The 14,628-nt window shown below is 44.8% G+C and carries 12 protein-coding genes; 8 read left to right on the top strand and 4 right to left on the bottom strand.

The window, feature by feature from the left end; genetic code table 11:
• Positions 1-3 precede the first annotated feature (3 nt).
• Entirely contained in the window at positions 4-3,147 is a 3,144-nt protein-coding gene (locus WG943_RS12000) for an efflux RND transporter permease subunit (RefSeq protein ID WP_340409269.1), read from the top strand.
• Positions 3,148-3,383: 236 nt separating this feature from the next.
• On the opposite strand, the gene WG943_RS11995 is transcribed toward WG943_RS12000, so the two are convergent.
• Positions 3,384-4,469 (bottom strand): spore photoproduct lyase family protein, encoded by a 1,086-nt coding sequence (locus tag WG943_RS11995; protein ID WP_340409267.1) that lies wholly within the window; start codon positions 4,467-4,469, stop codon positions 3,384-3,386.
• A gap of 202 nt (positions 4,470-4,671) precedes the next feature.
• Here WG943_RS11995 and WG943_RS11990 point away from each other — a divergent pair, with 202 nt between their 5' ends.
• The 4 genes from WG943_RS11990 to WG943_RS11975 all read left to right on the top strand — a co-directional run bounded on the left by WG943_RS11990 (position 4,672) and on the right by WG943_RS11975 (position 7,941).
• Positions 4,672-4,824, top strand: a complete 153-nt coding sequence (locus tag WG943_RS11990; RefSeq protein ID WP_340409266.1) for a hypothetical protein — start codon at positions 4,672-4,674, stop codon at positions 4,822-4,824.
• Between the two features lie 8 nt (positions 4,825-4,832).
• On the top strand, positions 4,833-5,702 hold the full coding sequence (locus WG943_RS11985) for a spore photoproduct lyase family protein (RefSeq protein ID WP_340409264.1): 870 nt from the start codon (positions 4,833-4,835) through the stop codon (positions 5,700-5,702).
• Between the two features lie 29 nt (positions 5,703-5,731).
• Positions 5,732-5,929, top strand: a complete 198-nt coding sequence (locus WG943_RS11980; protein WP_340409263.1) for a hypothetical protein — start codon at positions 5,732-5,734, stop codon at positions 5,927-5,929.
• 167 nt (positions 5,930-6,096) lie between these two features.
• Complete coding sequence (locus WG943_RS11975; protein ID WP_340409262.1) at positions 6,097-7,941, top strand: PLP-dependent transferase; 1,845 nt, start codon at positions 6,097-6,099, stop codon at positions 7,939-7,941.
• Between the two features lie 513 nt (positions 7,942-8,454).
• Here WG943_RS11975 and WG943_RS11970 read toward each other — a convergent pair.
• Both WG943_RS11970 and WG943_RS11965 read right to left on the bottom strand, forming a co-directional pair.
• Positions 8,455-8,637, bottom strand: coding sequence for a hypothetical protein (locus WG943_RS11970; protein WP_340409260.1), 183 nt, complete (start codon positions 8,635-8,637; stop codon positions 8,455-8,457).
• Between the two features lie 15 nt (positions 8,638-8,652).
• Positions 8,653-9,018 carry a hypothetical protein gene (locus WG943_RS11965; protein ID WP_340409258.1) on the bottom strand — a complete coding sequence of 122 codons (366 nt, stop codon included), beginning with the start codon at positions 9,016-9,018 and terminating at the stop codon, positions 8,653-8,655.
• 326 nt (positions 9,019-9,344) lie between these two features.
• On the opposite strand from WG943_RS11965, the gene WG943_RS11960 reads away from it, so the two are divergent.
• Together WG943_RS11960 and WG943_RS11955 are read left to right on the top strand one after the other, a co-directional pair.
• A complete protein-coding gene (locus tag WG943_RS11960; RefSeq protein ID WP_340409256.1) occupies positions 9,345-9,773 on the top strand; it encodes a hypothetical protein in 429 nt (142 codons plus the stop codon).
• A 10-nt stretch (positions 9,774-9,783) separates the two neighbouring features.
• Positions 9,784-10,137, top strand: coding sequence for a hypothetical protein (locus WG943_RS11955; protein WP_340409255.1), 354 nt, complete (start codon positions 9,784-9,786; stop codon positions 10,135-10,137).
• A 30-nt stretch (positions 10,138-10,167) separates the two neighbouring features.
• Here the strand turns inward: WG943_RS11955 and WG943_RS11950 are convergent, their stop codons facing one another.
• Complete coding sequence (locus tag WG943_RS11950) at positions 10,168-10,368, bottom strand: hypothetical protein (RefSeq protein WP_340409253.1); 201 nt, start codon at positions 10,366-10,368, stop codon at positions 10,168-10,170.
• Positions 10,369-10,645: 277 nt separating this feature from the next.
• Between WG943_RS11950 and WG943_RS11945 the strand changes: the two genes are divergently transcribed.
• The gene (locus tag WG943_RS11945; protein WP_340409251.1) at positions 10,646-14,548 is read left to right on the top strand and encodes a hypothetical protein; all 3,903 of its coding nucleotides are present in this window, start codon (positions 10,646-10,648) and stop codon (positions 14,546-14,548) included.
• The last annotated feature ends 80 nt before the right edge of the window (positions 14,549-14,628 follow it).

Genomic DNA, 14,628 nt, shown 5'->3' with positions numbered 1-14,628 from the left:
AGTATGGCAGACGAACAAGAAAAACCGGCTGAAGACACACGTAAAGGAGCCATCGCCTTTATGGCACGCAATCGCATCATCACTAACCTGCTGATGTTTGTACTTGTAGGTGGTGGTATCTGGACGATGTATAAAGTTCAGAAAGAGGTTTTTCCGCAGTTCCAGCTCGATTACGTAGAAATCAGTGTGATATATCCGGGTGCTGCCCCAACAGAAACAGAGCAAGGCATTGTGCTGCCAGTGGAAGAAGCCATTAAAGGGGTGCAGGGTATAAAAGAGGTTGTCTCTGTCGCCAACGAAGGTTCTGGTAGGGTTACGGTAGAGCTGGTGCCAGGCTCCGACAGGATGAAGGTTTTTCAGGACATTGATCAAGCCGTTAGCCGCATCCAGACTTTTCCGGATGATATTGAGCAGCCACAAGTAACGCTCCTGGATCAGCGGCAGGACGTGATGCAGATAGGGTTGTACGGCGATGTGGATGTATGGACGCTGCGCATATTAGCCGAACGGCTGCGAAACAGGCTGCTGGCGAACGACGAGATTACACAGGTTGAAATAGGCAACGTACCCGATTTTGTGACGCACGTGGAGATACCGGAACACACGCTGCGCGAGTATAATTTTACCCTAGGCCAGGTAGCAGACATTATCCGCAACTCAAGCGAAGATGTGCCGGCAGGCTCCATCGAAACAAAGGCGGGGGAAGTGCTACTACGAATGGAGGAACGGAAACTATGGGCCGAGGAATTGGCCAAAATTGATATCATTTCTTCAGAGTCGGGAGCCACAGTTACGTTAGGTGACATAGCCACGATAACAGATGGATTTGAGGAGACAGGTTTTCATGGGCAGTTTAACCAGCAAAACACCGTAGACCTGGAAATTTTCAGAACCGGTAAGCAGTCGCCGCTTGAGATTGAGGAACTGGTTAAGGAAATTATAGTTGACTACGAGAAGTCTTTGCCACCCAATGTAAATGTACGGATAGACACGAACAGGGCAGAAGACTTTCGGGAGCGTTTGTCGCTTTTAACAGAAAATGGTTTGCTTGCCATTATTATCGTGATGGTAATCCTGGGATTATTCCTGGAGTACCGACTGGCGTTCTGGGTGATGATGGGCATGATCATTTCTTTTATCGGAGCAATGGTGCTGCTGCCAATCGTGGATATCAGCATTAACATGATTTCGATGTTTGGTTTCCTTATTGTGATGGGAATTGTGGTGGATGATGCCATTGTAGTAGGGGAGAACGTGTATGCTTACAGGCAAAAGGGATACAACTACATGGATGCAGCCATACTTGGCGCTAAGGATGTTTCTAAGCCGGTAATTTTTAGTATCCTGACAACCATCATCGCTTTTGTGCCGCTGCTTTTTATGCCCGGTGAAACCGGTAAATATTGGTGGCCTTTGCCGGTAGTTGTTATTGCGGTGCTGGCTGTTTCGCTTTTCGAGGCGCTGTATATACTTCCTCCACATGTGGCGCACAAGCCAAAAGAAAACAAATCCAAAGCCCTACGAAAATTGGAGAGCTGGCAAAATTCCATTGCCGATGCTTTTGGCCGGTTTGCTAAAAAGCGCTACGATCCCTTTCTGGACCTGTGCCTGCGCAACAGGTATATTACCTTGGCTTCTGCGGTTGCCTTGTTGCTTTTGGTTGGCGGCTATGGTTACAGCGACCACATGGGTATGGTACTGATGCCTGAATTGGCTGCTGATGAAATAGAATGCGCCGTAAGATTACCGGTAGGCACCACCACCGATCAGGCCGCTAAAGTGGCCATTGAAGTCACTAACTCGACGCGCCGCATGTTTGATGAGCATAACCTGTACGAAGTAGCTGAAGGTATAAAAACGAACGTGCGTGGCAAAGACTTCATAGACGTGGAGATCGTGATGAAACCACCGGACGAGATAGACATGACAGCAAAAGAAGTGATTGAGCTGTGGCGTGCTGAGATCGGTGACATAGAAGGCGTTGACCAGATTACGTTCGAAGCAGAGCGGGGGCCTGGCGGCGCGCGCCAAGACATAAGTATAGACCTAAGCCATACCGATATAGAAATGCTGGAGAGGGCCAGCGAAGCCTTCGTGGAGCGGCTGGAAACGTTTTCCGAAACCCGTGACATAAGCGATAATTTTAATATGGGCAAAGTACAGCTCGGCTTTGAGCTCTTGCCGGAAGGTAGAAGCCTTGGGTTTACACCGTCCGGGGTAGGGCAGCAGGTAAGAGATGCATTTTTCGGTGCGCTGGCTATGCGGCAACTCCGTGGTATAAATGAAACAGAAGTACGGGTGAAGCTGCCGGAAATGGAACGAAAGGATATGTATAACCTGGAAGAATTTATCGTTCGGGCACCGGATGGTACATCCGTACCCTTGCTCAATGTCGTGAAAGTGACAGAAGGTGAGACCTTCACGAACATCAACAGACGGGATGGCCGCAGGGTAGTAAATGTGGGGATGGATGTAGAACCAGCAAGCGCTCAAACCCGTGTCCTGAAATCCTTGAACGCAGAAGTCCTACCTCAACTGCGTGCTGATTTTCCGGGCCTTACCTGGACCTATGAAGGGAGCCAGGCGGATATGCGGGAGTCTACGCAGGCGTTGTGGTCTGGCTTTATCATCGCCATGTTGCTCATTTTTTCTTTACTAGCGGTGGCGCTAAACAGTTATGTGCAGCCTGTTATAGTCATGCTGGCAATACCGTTTGGCGTGGTAGGCGCAGTAATCGGGCATATACTCCTGGGCTACGACCTCTCGCTGGTGAGTTTGATGGGTATAATCGCGCTATCGGGGGTAGTGGTGAACGACTCGCTGATCATGATCGACTATGCCAACAGGCACAGGGGTAGCCACACTGCATACGAAGCCATTCACGAAGCCGGTATACGTAGGTTCAGGCCAATTGTGTTAACCACCCTTACTACCTTCGGCGGTTTAACACCAATCATTTTGGAGACCTCAAGACAAGCGTATCAGCTTATACCAATGGCTATTTCACTAGGCTTCGGGATTATCTTTGCTACCGCTATTATTTTGGTGATTGTACCATCCCTTTACATGATCTTGGATGACCTTGTGAAGGTGATGAAAACCGAGCAGGTTTCCAGTAGTGGTAAAATAGCTGATCTTAAGAATTAGCTATTCTATATTATCTAAAATAACCTACCTGCTTTGTGAAGTGTTTATGACGAAAGAAAGCAAATACGAGCTTGTATTTATTTGTCTTATAGTTAGGAAGCTAAGATTGTAGCGGTAAATTAAGTATAAAATCAGACGCCGCTTCAGTTAAACCCGAAGCAGCGTCTGATTTTATACTTAAGATTATATAAGTTCTTACTTTATTTAGGATAGATAATATGAAGAATGATGCCTAATTATGTCCAGTATTTAATGGGTGCGTTTGGAAAATGAGTTTTTAACTCACTATAGAAAAAGCTACGCAGCATATTCATAGTTACAGGAGGATAAACATACTTTTTACCACCAAATTTGTTGAACTTAAGAGATCGGCTGCTTTCGTCGAAGTTTACTTGGGTATTAGGGTACCACTCCTGCAAAATAGCCTTAGAGCCAGGCGTAAACCGGTGGCTTATCAGTTCAAAGGTTACTTCACACTCGAAATCAAGCGCTTGTTCCAATCTATCTAAAAGGTCAGTATACTGCTCCTCCCAATCGGGTAAGGGCATAATAGGCGCAATAACTAACCCCACTTTGTAGCCGCCACCGCCTGCAGCCTTTGGCAAGGCGAGTTTGCGGATAGCAGCCAGCCTTGCTTTTAAAAAGGAAGTGCCGCCTTCCACTCTTTTCGCTATAAAATCGGTGTTTATACTTATTCGGGGTTGTGTATTACCATTGTGGGGTAATTGCAGCAGGTTATCTACCTGGTCAAATTTTGTAACCCAACGCAAATGCATACCCTCTTGCTCGCCAAAAAAGCGTATCGTCTCAGCCAGACTTCCAGTTAGGTGTTCTATGCCCAGCGGGTCAGTATAGCAACTCGCTTCAAATGTCGTTACTTGGCCAGCTTGCTTATACTTGGGCAGGTTCTCTAATATGGTTGGTAAATTGGCAAAGGCCCTTATTACTGGCGGCCCTTGCAGGCTACCGGCTAAATAGCAGTATTGGCAATGGGCAGGGCAGCCTTCTGCCAGGTGAAACTGGTAGTCAGCAGAGGGTGGGATAGGTTGCAGCCTTAGGGCACTGGCCGGAGCAGTTACAATGGCCAGCGTACTTTTGGCTTTGCGATAGGTTTCTCGCTCATCTTCACCGCGCAGGCCAGTAATCCTGTTTTGCTTCAGCTCCTGTACCGGAAGCCCCAAAGCTTTCACACGCTCATATATCTGCTGTCCCCATGGCTCATCTAGCGCGGCGGGTGTAATAAGTACCTGCTTCGGCATCCATAGCTTTGTCTTGGGTTGGTTTGTAGCTGTGCTTGGCTTTTTATTAAAAGCTATTTCCATACTTTTTCTCTGTTATTTAATTCAAAAAAAGTCTCCTGCTTTACCCACTGAAAAAGTATAACAAGCGCTATAAAATAAACAAAAACACAAGCTATATAATTCATGATGAAGCAGTTGTAGTTTAGATTTAAGTAATTGATAATCAGGTATTTAAAATAATTTATTTCTGAACATTAAAGGAGGTGTAGCTGTTATAATTAATATGCAGAAATTCAATCCTTCTACTATTTTCTATACTCCTGATGCCCTAAATGAACGGGGAAAAAAGGTATTGCTGTCTTACCCTGATGCGGGTCATACGGAGATCGCACAGCACAATAGATTACCTGCCCTGGGGGTAATCATTATCAGGTAAAGTCAGATGTGCTGGTACTAGGTCGTTTGAAGTCGCTGGTCTGCAGGGAGAGTGGCCGAAGTTCAGATTTTATATCTCCTAGCCTTGCTAATGGCTGTTTAGGTGCCTGTGCCTATTGCTACGTGGATAGGAACAAAACTGTAAATCCTATTACACTGTTTACCAATACCGAAGAAATACTTCTGGCTGTAGATAAGCACGTGCAGAAGCAGGCGTGGCCAAAAATACCCAACCAGACGCACGCGCGATATTATACTTATGACATCGGCTGTAATTCTGATGTTTCCGTGGATGCCGCAATTTCTGACAATGTGCGAACAGCGGTTGATTTTTTTAAGGACCATCCGAAAGCTTTTGCCACTTTTGCGACCAAGTTTGTAAACCAGCAAATGTTGGATTATGATCCGCAGGGAAAGACCCGTATCCGCTTTAGCCTGTTACCTCAAAGGGTAAGCAAATTAGTGGACGTGCGTACAGACAGCCTCGCCAAGCGTCTGGCCGCCATCAACGATTTTTATCATGCTGGGTATGACGTACACGTTAACTTCTCACCAGTTATAGTTTACGAGGGTTGGCTAGAAGATTATAGGGAGTTGTTTGAGCAGCTAGACCAGGTAGTACACCCGAAGCTAAAAGAAAGTATGAGTTGCGAAGTAATTTTCCTGACTCATAACCAGTGGCAGCACGAGCTTAATTTATCAATCAACCCAAAAGCTGAGGAACTCATCTGGGCGCCTTCCATTCAGGAGACAAAGAAAAGCCAGTTTGGGGGCATAAATGTGCGGTATCAACACCAGTTAAAAGCATACTGGATCAGCCAATTCAGACAGCTACAGCAGGAAGTGGTGCCGTGGTGTACTATCCGTTATATTTTCTAAGGCAGATTTTTAATTATTAAATTCGTAAGGTGATTGAAGTAGTTACGGAACAAGCAAACGAAAGTATGAGCACCAGATCCAGAGACCAGCAAAAAAAGCAACGCCAAAAAGAATTCCAAGAAAGAAAGGAGCATCAGGAGTTTCTTAAAGCTGCGGCAAAAAAAGCCAAACGCAATTCATCTAAAAAGGATGATGAAAATGACAGTATATCTAAAACTGAAGTATAAGCTTATCTCTTTCTTTTTCAGAATACTGTGCGGTTCCTCCCTTTATACTATAAATCATATTAAAGAATAAGATTGGTGATTTAGAATCTTATCCACCATCTTAAAACTAGGCAGGAAATTATATTTTCTACTACTTTGTATTTTATATACTTACCTAAAGTAAATTTATGAAAGATAGTAACGTGCTAAACTATATTAAAGCTGTATTAGAAAGTATGCCAACTGACTGGTTGAGGCTAACAACTCATCGTTTGGATATTTATAATGAGCAATTAGCCAAGACCCAGTTTCTAGAACAATTTGAAATCTTATATAAAGAAGGAAATACGCAAGCGTCAGCACTCAGCGAATTACCCACTGCTTTCGATTATATTCGGTTAGGTCATCCGTTATCTTCTTTATTAGAATGGACTATTGCTAACTTAAATAATCTAAAACCAGAAAATGTGATCAGCTTTTCTTCCAGAACGGCTCCTATTTTAGCAGTTTTAAGAAAAAACTTACTGGATCATAATAATACCCAGATAGTCTATACTAATCAATTGCCAGATTATTTTGATGCTGAAGTAGTAAGGTGTGTTTATGGTTATAAATTTGACTTAAAGCATATAAAGAAAACAGAAGCGATACCGGATTTTAATGGTACTACCATTTTTGTATCACAAGAAGATGAATTTGGTAACGTAGAACTTAATCCAAGTATCGACTTCTTTGTCCAGATGCATCCTCACCTTGGAAGTATAGTTTTGGTTAATGGTGAGCATAACGAAGGCTACATCTCAGAAATTCAGCATGTCAGGAGAAGAGAAACAATTGCCATGACACCGGCCAATTGTTTTGCTGCCCTACAGCATCTGGTAGGAAATTCTTATCCTGACTATGAGGAAAGGGATGTTGAGAAAAATAAAGCACTTGTATCAAAGTCAATCAAGAAGATTACGGGTACAAATACAAAAGCACTTGTAGGTTCTTCTGGCCTCTCCATTCAATATGCGATCATGATGGGGCTAGTTCACGATGCTTTGGAAAAGCACAAAGGAAAGGCTGTTAAATTTATTGTTCCTCCAAATTGCTATGGTGGAACAAACGACCAGGCAAGACGGGTAGCAGCCTGTATCAGTAATGTTGAAGTGGTTGACTTACTCGTTGACGGGGATTATGATATGGTCCAAAGCATTGATACAGTGCTTGAGAAGATCTCTAATGAAGAGGCCGTTCCTTATATTATCGCTGAGATTCCAACTAACCCAAGGGTTGAAGTTCCGGATCTTGAAAAGTTAAGAGAGGTATTAAGTAAAGAGCGTAAAACTGTTACCGGTGAAGTTGCCATTGATCCGGTTTTCATCTTAGATCAAACTTTTTGCCCGAATGTGCAATTCGTAAGTGAAGAAAGTATACTCTCCACGATCAGAACCATTTCCTATGTTAGCGGATCGAAGTTCCCGAGTGGCGGAAAAGCTACAGCTGGTTACTGTGTAGCTAACACAAAAGCCGAAGCCTTGCTGGATAAAATAGAACAACACCTGAAGCTATGCGATAATGAAGCTACAGATCTTCAAATGGAGATCTTGGCAGAGCAATTACCTTCCATGAACCAAAGGATTGAAGATGCTTACAGGAACACACGTGCGTATGTAAACTTTATAAAAGAAGCTTTACCAACGGCCAAAATTAATTTTGTTTCCGAAGAATTGGCTCAGCAAGGATTTACCCCATCTGTATTTTCACTGGATCTTCCTACTAAAGGAAATACTCATGAAGAAAGAGAATCTTATAAAAGAGCATTGAACTTAAAATTGATCAACTTGATGATCAAAGAAATTCCTCATGAAAGTAAGTATTGTGTGAGCTATGGTCAGTTAAAAGGATCCTACTGGACGATACCAGCAACATCTACACAAGGTACGACGAAAGAAGACGACAAAGATTATATTGCCCGTGTAGCACTTTCTCCTGAGATGGATCTTGAACTCCATAAAAAAGTCTTTTTAGATTTTGTTGAGCAAATTTAAGCCCTTTACAACGCACCATTGCCACCTGTAGCAATGGTGCGTTGTTCTTTTCTGGCTGATGAATCCAAAAGAGCAATTTTATATGTTCAGTATTTGATCGCGACCCGTCCGCACAGTAGCCGAAACACAAAAAAAGTCGCTTAAGGTATACATGAAGCGACTTTCAAGTAGACCAAAGGAAGGAATTATCGAACTTTATCCACTGGGATTATATTTTGATTGTAGAGTGGCTACAAAGAATAGATAAATAGGCAGCAATCCTCTGATTTAAAGAAGAAGGTTCCTGCTTAAACTATAATATGCTGAATCTCACCATGAATAAAATAGTTGCCGCCGCACATTAGACATTATTGCTATTCAGGCATATGAGGATCCTGCTGCCATTAGGGCTGGCCCGATGTTGAGCGGCACAGTCACCCGCTCAGCTTGGTTTTTCCATCTTCTTATCGTTGGCAGGCGTGCAGCCGGGGTTCTTCCGCGTATTCAGTTAAGTGCGCCTGTTCCTTTTGCAAGTTAACTGCCCCCAGCAGCTCGTTTGTCTGTTAGCTCCCGCTCAAAGTATACCTGCTCCTTTTCTTGCGGATGCTCCAGGTTAGTGCAGTAGTAGATGCGTTTTACGTAGCGCCTAACCCCCAGCTTAAGGCGGGGGTTAACATTGGCGTAAACGATGGATCCCTCGGAATATTTATTTTCCATGGCTGAATAGGTGAATTAGTTTTTGCCTGACTTCTCGGTTGCTTGGGCAGCTTTCTTAGCCTGCTTGTCGGCCTCAGCACGGTTTCGCTGCGCCTTTGCCTCCATTTGGGCGGCGCGTTTGGCATGCTTGGCCGCATAGGCAGCCTCCTTGTCGATGCGTTTGGCTTCTTTTGCGTTCGCCTTAGCTACACGTGCGTCAGCTTTTGTGTCTTTTCTCAGGTCGGAGGCATCGTCAAGGCGCTCCTTGTCTGCTTTCGCTTTGGCTTTCTGCTGTTCGGTTTTACTCTCTTGCCCGGATTGCGTAGTCTGAGCAAAAGTATATGTGGAGGCTAATGACAGCAGTCCGGTGAACAGCATAAGTAACAGGGTTTTGTTTTTCATATTGGCAGGAAAAGGTTTATTCTATTATCCTACTTAGTTATACGAGTGATTAATTTTGTTAACCGTAAATGCTTAACTATAAGAAGTTTAAGTTTGAATATGTCATGCCAGACCATATCAGGGTACTTTTATAGATTGGCATTAATCTTTTGCGAAGCAGTAAAGTACAGCATTAGCTTATTAATGGAAAAAACCCGCTGATTTCTAAACCATTAATGACTCAGCGCTTGTTATAGAGGCGTAACACCCACCCGGCCCGATGGCCAAAACCGACCAGCTGATTGGCTGCCCCCGCTTTTATTCGTCCCGCTGTTAAAACGTCAATCATGAAGAATGCCTACACTAACTACAGCAACTATGCAGCCTACCTTACACATTTCTTTGGAAGGGAGCCAAGCCCTGCAGAACTAATTAGCTTTGAGAATAATCAGAATTTGATACTGATAAACAGGCGATCACTGAAGAACAATGCCTTCCAATTTCGCTTCGTTAACGGCACAGCTCTACAGTTGCTTCCTGACGAGATTATTCTCGGCGGCTCCGTACAGTTGCACAGCCAGGAAGCGGGGCACCGGTTCTACTCAGTCATGTTTGAGGAGCAGGACACGGTGGAAGAGCATTACCTGATATTGGATGCCACCGTAGAATCAGTAGTAGTAAACGCAGTGAGAATTATGCTGGTGCAGAGCGTGCGACTGATCACTATCGAAGACCTGGTGCTGTATTACAACCCCATTATGTATAACCTTACCTAACTGATTAAAAATGACACAGGAACAGTTTTACTATTGCCTAAACAGGATTCTGGAGCTTAGAGAGAAGATCGATAAGGCCTATAATGTCCGCAGAAAAGCGCAGGCTACAGAGTCCTCCTTGTATGAAGAGCAGCAGGTGGACTTCGGTTCGTTGAGGAGCTTTGCTGAAAGAAAAGAAAACGCAGACAAGAATACTGCAGAAGCCCATGCTTTGATTAAAGAGTTGGCGGCGCAAGAGGCGAAGATCAGGACTTTTGTACCTGTAACTTATTATGGCACCAAAATATCAGCCGCTCAACCTGGGCTGTCGCCACTGTACGTGGTGGTAGAGCCCCAAAGCATAAAAATTGGCAAAAGCACTTAAGGTTATTCGTATAAACTGTATGCTATATGCCTAGTTAAGTTTGCCTATAAAGTTTGAAAGCGACTTTGTATAGCCTCCTCTAGTCAGGCAAAGCATTTCTCCGGTGTCATCATTTCTTAGCCAGGTAAGCATGTTGTCTTGTTTTCCGTTTTGGGAAATATATTCCTGCCAATATTCATGAGCGGCTGCAAAGGCATCCTGCTCAAGTTTCTTTAGTTTGTCCTCCTTCATGTCTTTCACCTCTTAGTCATGTATGGTATACGCCACTTTCCTGCATGTTATCAAAAACCAATTAAACATTCCAAGAAATAAGTATCTCGGGTCAAGTATAGTGCATAAAAAAGAGTAAGGGTTTAAGCCTATACTTTTAAACATTCATGTTCCAGTGAAAGAGTTATAAGCTTATACCGACAGAGGTCTGGTAGAAAATACCCCTAACTGCTGCATCCCGTAAAATACAAAGAGGCATCATTAATTGTCTCACAGTTCCCTGAATATTAAGCATGCTATGTCAGAGCCAGCATTATCCGGCTTGGGCCGGAAAGCCTTGAAAACTGCAGGTATTGTAATTGCAGGTATGGCTGTTTTGGTACTGGTGGCGGTAGTGGCGCTGTATTTCCTGGCAGAGCCATTGGTGGAGCATTATCTTAAAAAACAGGTTGTAAAGCAGACAGAAGGGCTTTACCATATCAATTTTGACGATTTGCAGCTGCACCTGCTCACCCGCAGCATCACACTGAAGGGGGTGAGCCTCTATCCGGATACCGCTGCGCACCACCGGCAAAAGGAGACCGGTCATGGCAGTCGAACCCTTCTTGACGTGCAAAGCCCCAAGATAAGCATCACCCGCATTAACCTGGCGGATATGCTTTTTAGGAAACGCTTAAGTATAAACTCTGTCATAGCTGAACGCCCGGTGATTACGCAGTTGCTGGACGAATCGGTGGCGAAAATAAGAAGCCCTGGCAAGGAGAGTTCTGGTAACCTGAATGCCGTGAGTATACAGGGGTTCTCCGTAAAGAAGGCAAAATACCAGTACCTGGTGCTGGGGCAGCAGAACAGGCCCCGCCATGAAGTATCCCAGTTTTCGCTACTGGTGCATGACCTGCGGCTAAACTTACAGGAGCAGGAGGGCCTCCTCCAAATGCTCCATGCGGGTGCGCTTGATCTGAGTCTCCAGGATTATACCTTCCAAACCCCTGACAGCGTTTATACCGTCCAGGTCAGGCGGCTTTTCTACTCCTCCCGGCAGCAGGTGCTGAAGGTAAGGGATGTGGCCGTGCAGCCTGATTTCTATGCAAACATGGAGCTCCCTAGAAGTAAGCGGCACCGCATACTTTACCAGTTCAGGACACTCCTGCTAAGCCTGCAGGGCCTAGACGTGGCAGCGGCTTGGGGCACAAAGCAACTGCAACTCGACCGGTTACTCCTGGAGCATACCAATCTGAATATACTTGAAGACCTTACTATACCTGATTCTGTTGCATTTCCTGGCCTGGCCAAACTATACGCCGACCTGTCGCCTTACCTGAAAGAGATTAGCATAAAGCAACTTTGCCTGACGGATGGCAGCTTCAAGTACAGGCAGAAAAGCACTGCCATTCAAACTATTCATAGTCTCGAAAGGGCAGATATTTACCTGCAATCGCTGCAACTAGATTCTGCCACCCTTTTTACACCGAAACAAAAATCCTTCGCAGCTGCAATAGGGATTACCACAAAGAACTATACCTACAGCCCCCGGAATAGCCCTTATACCCTGAAGACAGGAAGCATGGAGCTGTCTACACAAGACAAATCCCTGCAGGTAGGCGCACTGCATTTGACCGGCGACTGGAACAAGAACGACAAACTGAAAAGACTGAACAAGGCCAGGCGCACATTTTACAATATTTCCCTGCCACACTTGCAATTCAATGATATGGACCTGTTGCAGGCGCTGCGTACATCCCGGCTGGCTATAGGAACTATAACCGCAGAACAGCCAGTCATTGATGTGCGGACGGACCTACTGGTGCACACGCAGGATGCAGGGCCGGATCTGGAGGCAATGTACCGGCAAGTTTCCGGTTTGATAAACAAACTGCAGGTTGGAGAGATTAGCATTACAGATGCCGCACTAACACATCACAACAAAGCCAGAAGCTTGCAGCTTTTGCAGCAGCTGGACCACGCTTCACTTTCAGCGACTGGTCTGCTAGTAGATTCTGCTTTTATTTTCCAACCGGATCTAAAACTGCCGTTGCAGGATATGGTCATAAGAGCTAAGATGTACCGCCATCAGATGCCTGACCATACTTACACTTTTGTCCTGGCCGACCTGCGTTACTCTACCCGCCGTCAGGAGTTTTCTGCCCAATCTATAGATTTAATCTCCAGTACCGGGAAAAATGCCCGGCAAAGATCAATACAAAACACCAGCCGCAACATCTTTAACCTATCCGCTAACGCACTACGGGTAACGGGTTTGGATCTGGTTAAGGCGATCAATACCCGGCGCTTGGAAGCAGACCAGTTGCTGCTCCGGCAACCACACATGGCTATCCTTTTAAACCGCAAGGTAATTGAATCAAAACCGGGACAGAAGGAGAGAAGAAAGGGACTCTTCAAATTTATAGATATGATCTCCGTAACAACCATCCAGTTGGAAGATGGTTCCTTTACACTAAATGAAAAGCTGGAACCGGTTATGCGTACGCATTTGCTGGAGCATGCCACCGGCACAGTTTCAGGGTTACAACTGACGTCCGCCAGTTTTGAAAACTTGAGCGAAGCGCTTCCGATACAAGAGCTAGACTTGTTGGCAAAAAATTATACTTACCGGACTACGGACAGCCTTTATGTTATTAAGCTGGATAGCCTGCATTATTCCAGCAGGCAGCAGGAGGTTATTGCTCATACTTTTACCGTAAATGCCGACAGGGGAGTGAACGAACGCCTGAAAGCTGAGAAACCGCACCTGGCCAGCCGTAACATGATCGATATTTCAGCAAAAAGATCCCGTATTACCGGGTTTAATTTGATCCATGCCTATGCTACAGGGCAGTACCATATGAGCAAGCTGCTGCTTGCAGGTCCTAAGGTAACTATTTTGCAGGACCATAATGTTACCCCTGCAACCGTAAGAGCACCTGCCGGGCAGGATACGGCAGTCACCAGCAACGCTATGCAACAGCTTACTAATTTAGTAACCACCTTCCGTGTGGATCGCCTGGAGGTAGCAGATGGCACGTTTGATTTTCATATACTGGAAGATACGATCCGCATAAGCCAGACCCTGGAACATGTAGCATTGGAAATAGATCAGTTACAGCTGGTGTCACTGGAAGCATCTGATCCACTAGAAATTTTTGATGTGAACAACATTAATATACTGGTGCAGGGCTATACCTTCTTCACGGGCGATAGCCTGTACGCGGTCGAGGTTAAAGAAATGAGAGCTTCGATGAGCAACAGATCACTCGCTGTAGATAGTCTTCGCCTGCGGCCGCTTTTTAGTAAAGAGCAATATGCTACTCTGTTCCGGTATGCCCGTGACCGAATTGATTTAACTGTACCTGAGATTGAGATGCAAGGCATCAGCTTACGGGCATTGTTCAACAACCAGGATATAGTTGCGCATAATATGTTGATCCGGAATCCGGTAATGGAAATTTACCGCGACAACCGTTTAGGGTTTGATCCCGATATAAGGCCTCCTACGCTGCAAAGTGCGTTACGTGGTGCTGGGGTTTATATTAATCTGGATACCATTCAGGTTGAAAAAAATTACCTAGTACACCCCGTTATCGGTATTGATGGTATGAAGCCTGCAGTATTTATGTTGGATGATATTCGCATGCAAGCTTATAACATCACAAATGATACAACGCTCATCCGCCGGAACAATATGTTAACTGTAAATGCTTCCGCACTATTTATGGGCGTTAGTACCTTGCAGGCTAATTTTCAGTTTCAGCTGGACCATCCGGAAGACCGATATACCTACGAAGGCACCTTGGAACCAATGGATTTTAAGGCTTTAAACCCTTTGTTAGAGAACTTGGTATTTATTCGGATAAAAAGCGGCCAGATACATAAAGCGGCTTTCAAGATAGAGGCTACCGGAAATGAAGCCACAGGCCAGGTACACTTCCCTTATAATAACCTGAAGGTGCAACTCCTCAGCAAACATGATCCGAATAATCCTGGATTGGTTTTAAAGGCAGGTACCAGGTTGATAAATATTTTTGTTATCAAATCTAATAATCCTTCATCCTGGGGTAAGTTTCGGGAGGGAGATGTTAAAGAGGCGCGCGACCCAAAGCGATCAGTATCCTACCACATAAGCCAGTCCATGCTTGATGGTGTTACTTCCAGTCTGATGACAAAACTGGTGCGACGTATAGTTTCCAGATTTGTTGACTTTTAACTCTTTAATGCGAGTTGCGAAAGTAAACGTGCTTATAGGCCGCTACTAAAACTAGTTAATATTAAGTTAAAGGGGGAAAA

The organism is Pontibacter sp. H249 (genome assembly GCF_037892465.1).
GTDB lineage: Bacteria > Bacteroidota > Bacteroidia > Cytophagales > Hymenobacteraceae > Pontibacter.
The sequence above is the reverse complement of the archived record's forward strand: the minus strand, read 5'-3'. Positions and strand labels throughout refer to the sequence as shown.

Excerpts from the sequence above, each read along its gene's own strand:
- WG943_RS11965 (WP_340409258.1), bottom strand. The coding sequence starts at position 9,018 with ATGAAAAACAAAACCCTGTTACTTATGCTGTTCACCGGACTGCTGTCA.
- WG943_RS11975 (WP_340409262.1), top strand. The coding sequence starts at position 6,097 with ATGAAAGATAGTAACGTGCTAAACTATATTAAAGCTGTATTAGAAAGT.
- WG943_RS11950 (WP_340409253.1), bottom strand. The coding sequence starts at position 10,368 with ATGAAGGAGGACAAACTAAAGAAACTTGAGCAGGATGCCTTTGCAGCC.
- WG943_RS11955 (WP_340409255.1), top strand. The coding sequence starts at position 9,784 with ATGACACAGGAACAGTTTTACTATTGCCTAAACAGGATTCTGGAGCTT.
- WG943_RS12000 (WP_340409269.1), top strand. The coding sequence starts at position 4 with ATGGCAGACGAACAAGAAAAACCGGCTGAAGACACACGTAAAGGAGCC.
- WG943_RS11970 (WP_340409260.1), bottom strand. The coding sequence starts at position 8,637 with ATGGAAAATAAATATTCCGAGGGATCCATCGTTTACGCCAATGTTAAC.
- WG943_RS11995 (WP_340409267.1), bottom strand. The coding sequence starts at position 4,469 with ATGGAAATAGCTTTTAATAAAAAGCCAAGCACAGCTACAAACCAACCC.
- WG943_RS11960 (WP_340409256.1), top strand. The coding sequence starts at position 9,345 with ATGAAGAATGCCTACACTAACTACAGCAACTATGCAGCCTACCTTACA.
- WG943_RS11990 (WP_340409266.1), top strand. The coding sequence starts at position 4,672 with ATGCAGAAATTCAATCCTTCTACTATTTTCTATACTCCTGATGCCCTA.
- WG943_RS11945 (WP_340409251.1), top strand. The coding sequence starts at position 10,646 with ATGTCAGAGCCAGCATTATCCGGCTTGGGCCGGAAAGCCTTGAAAACT.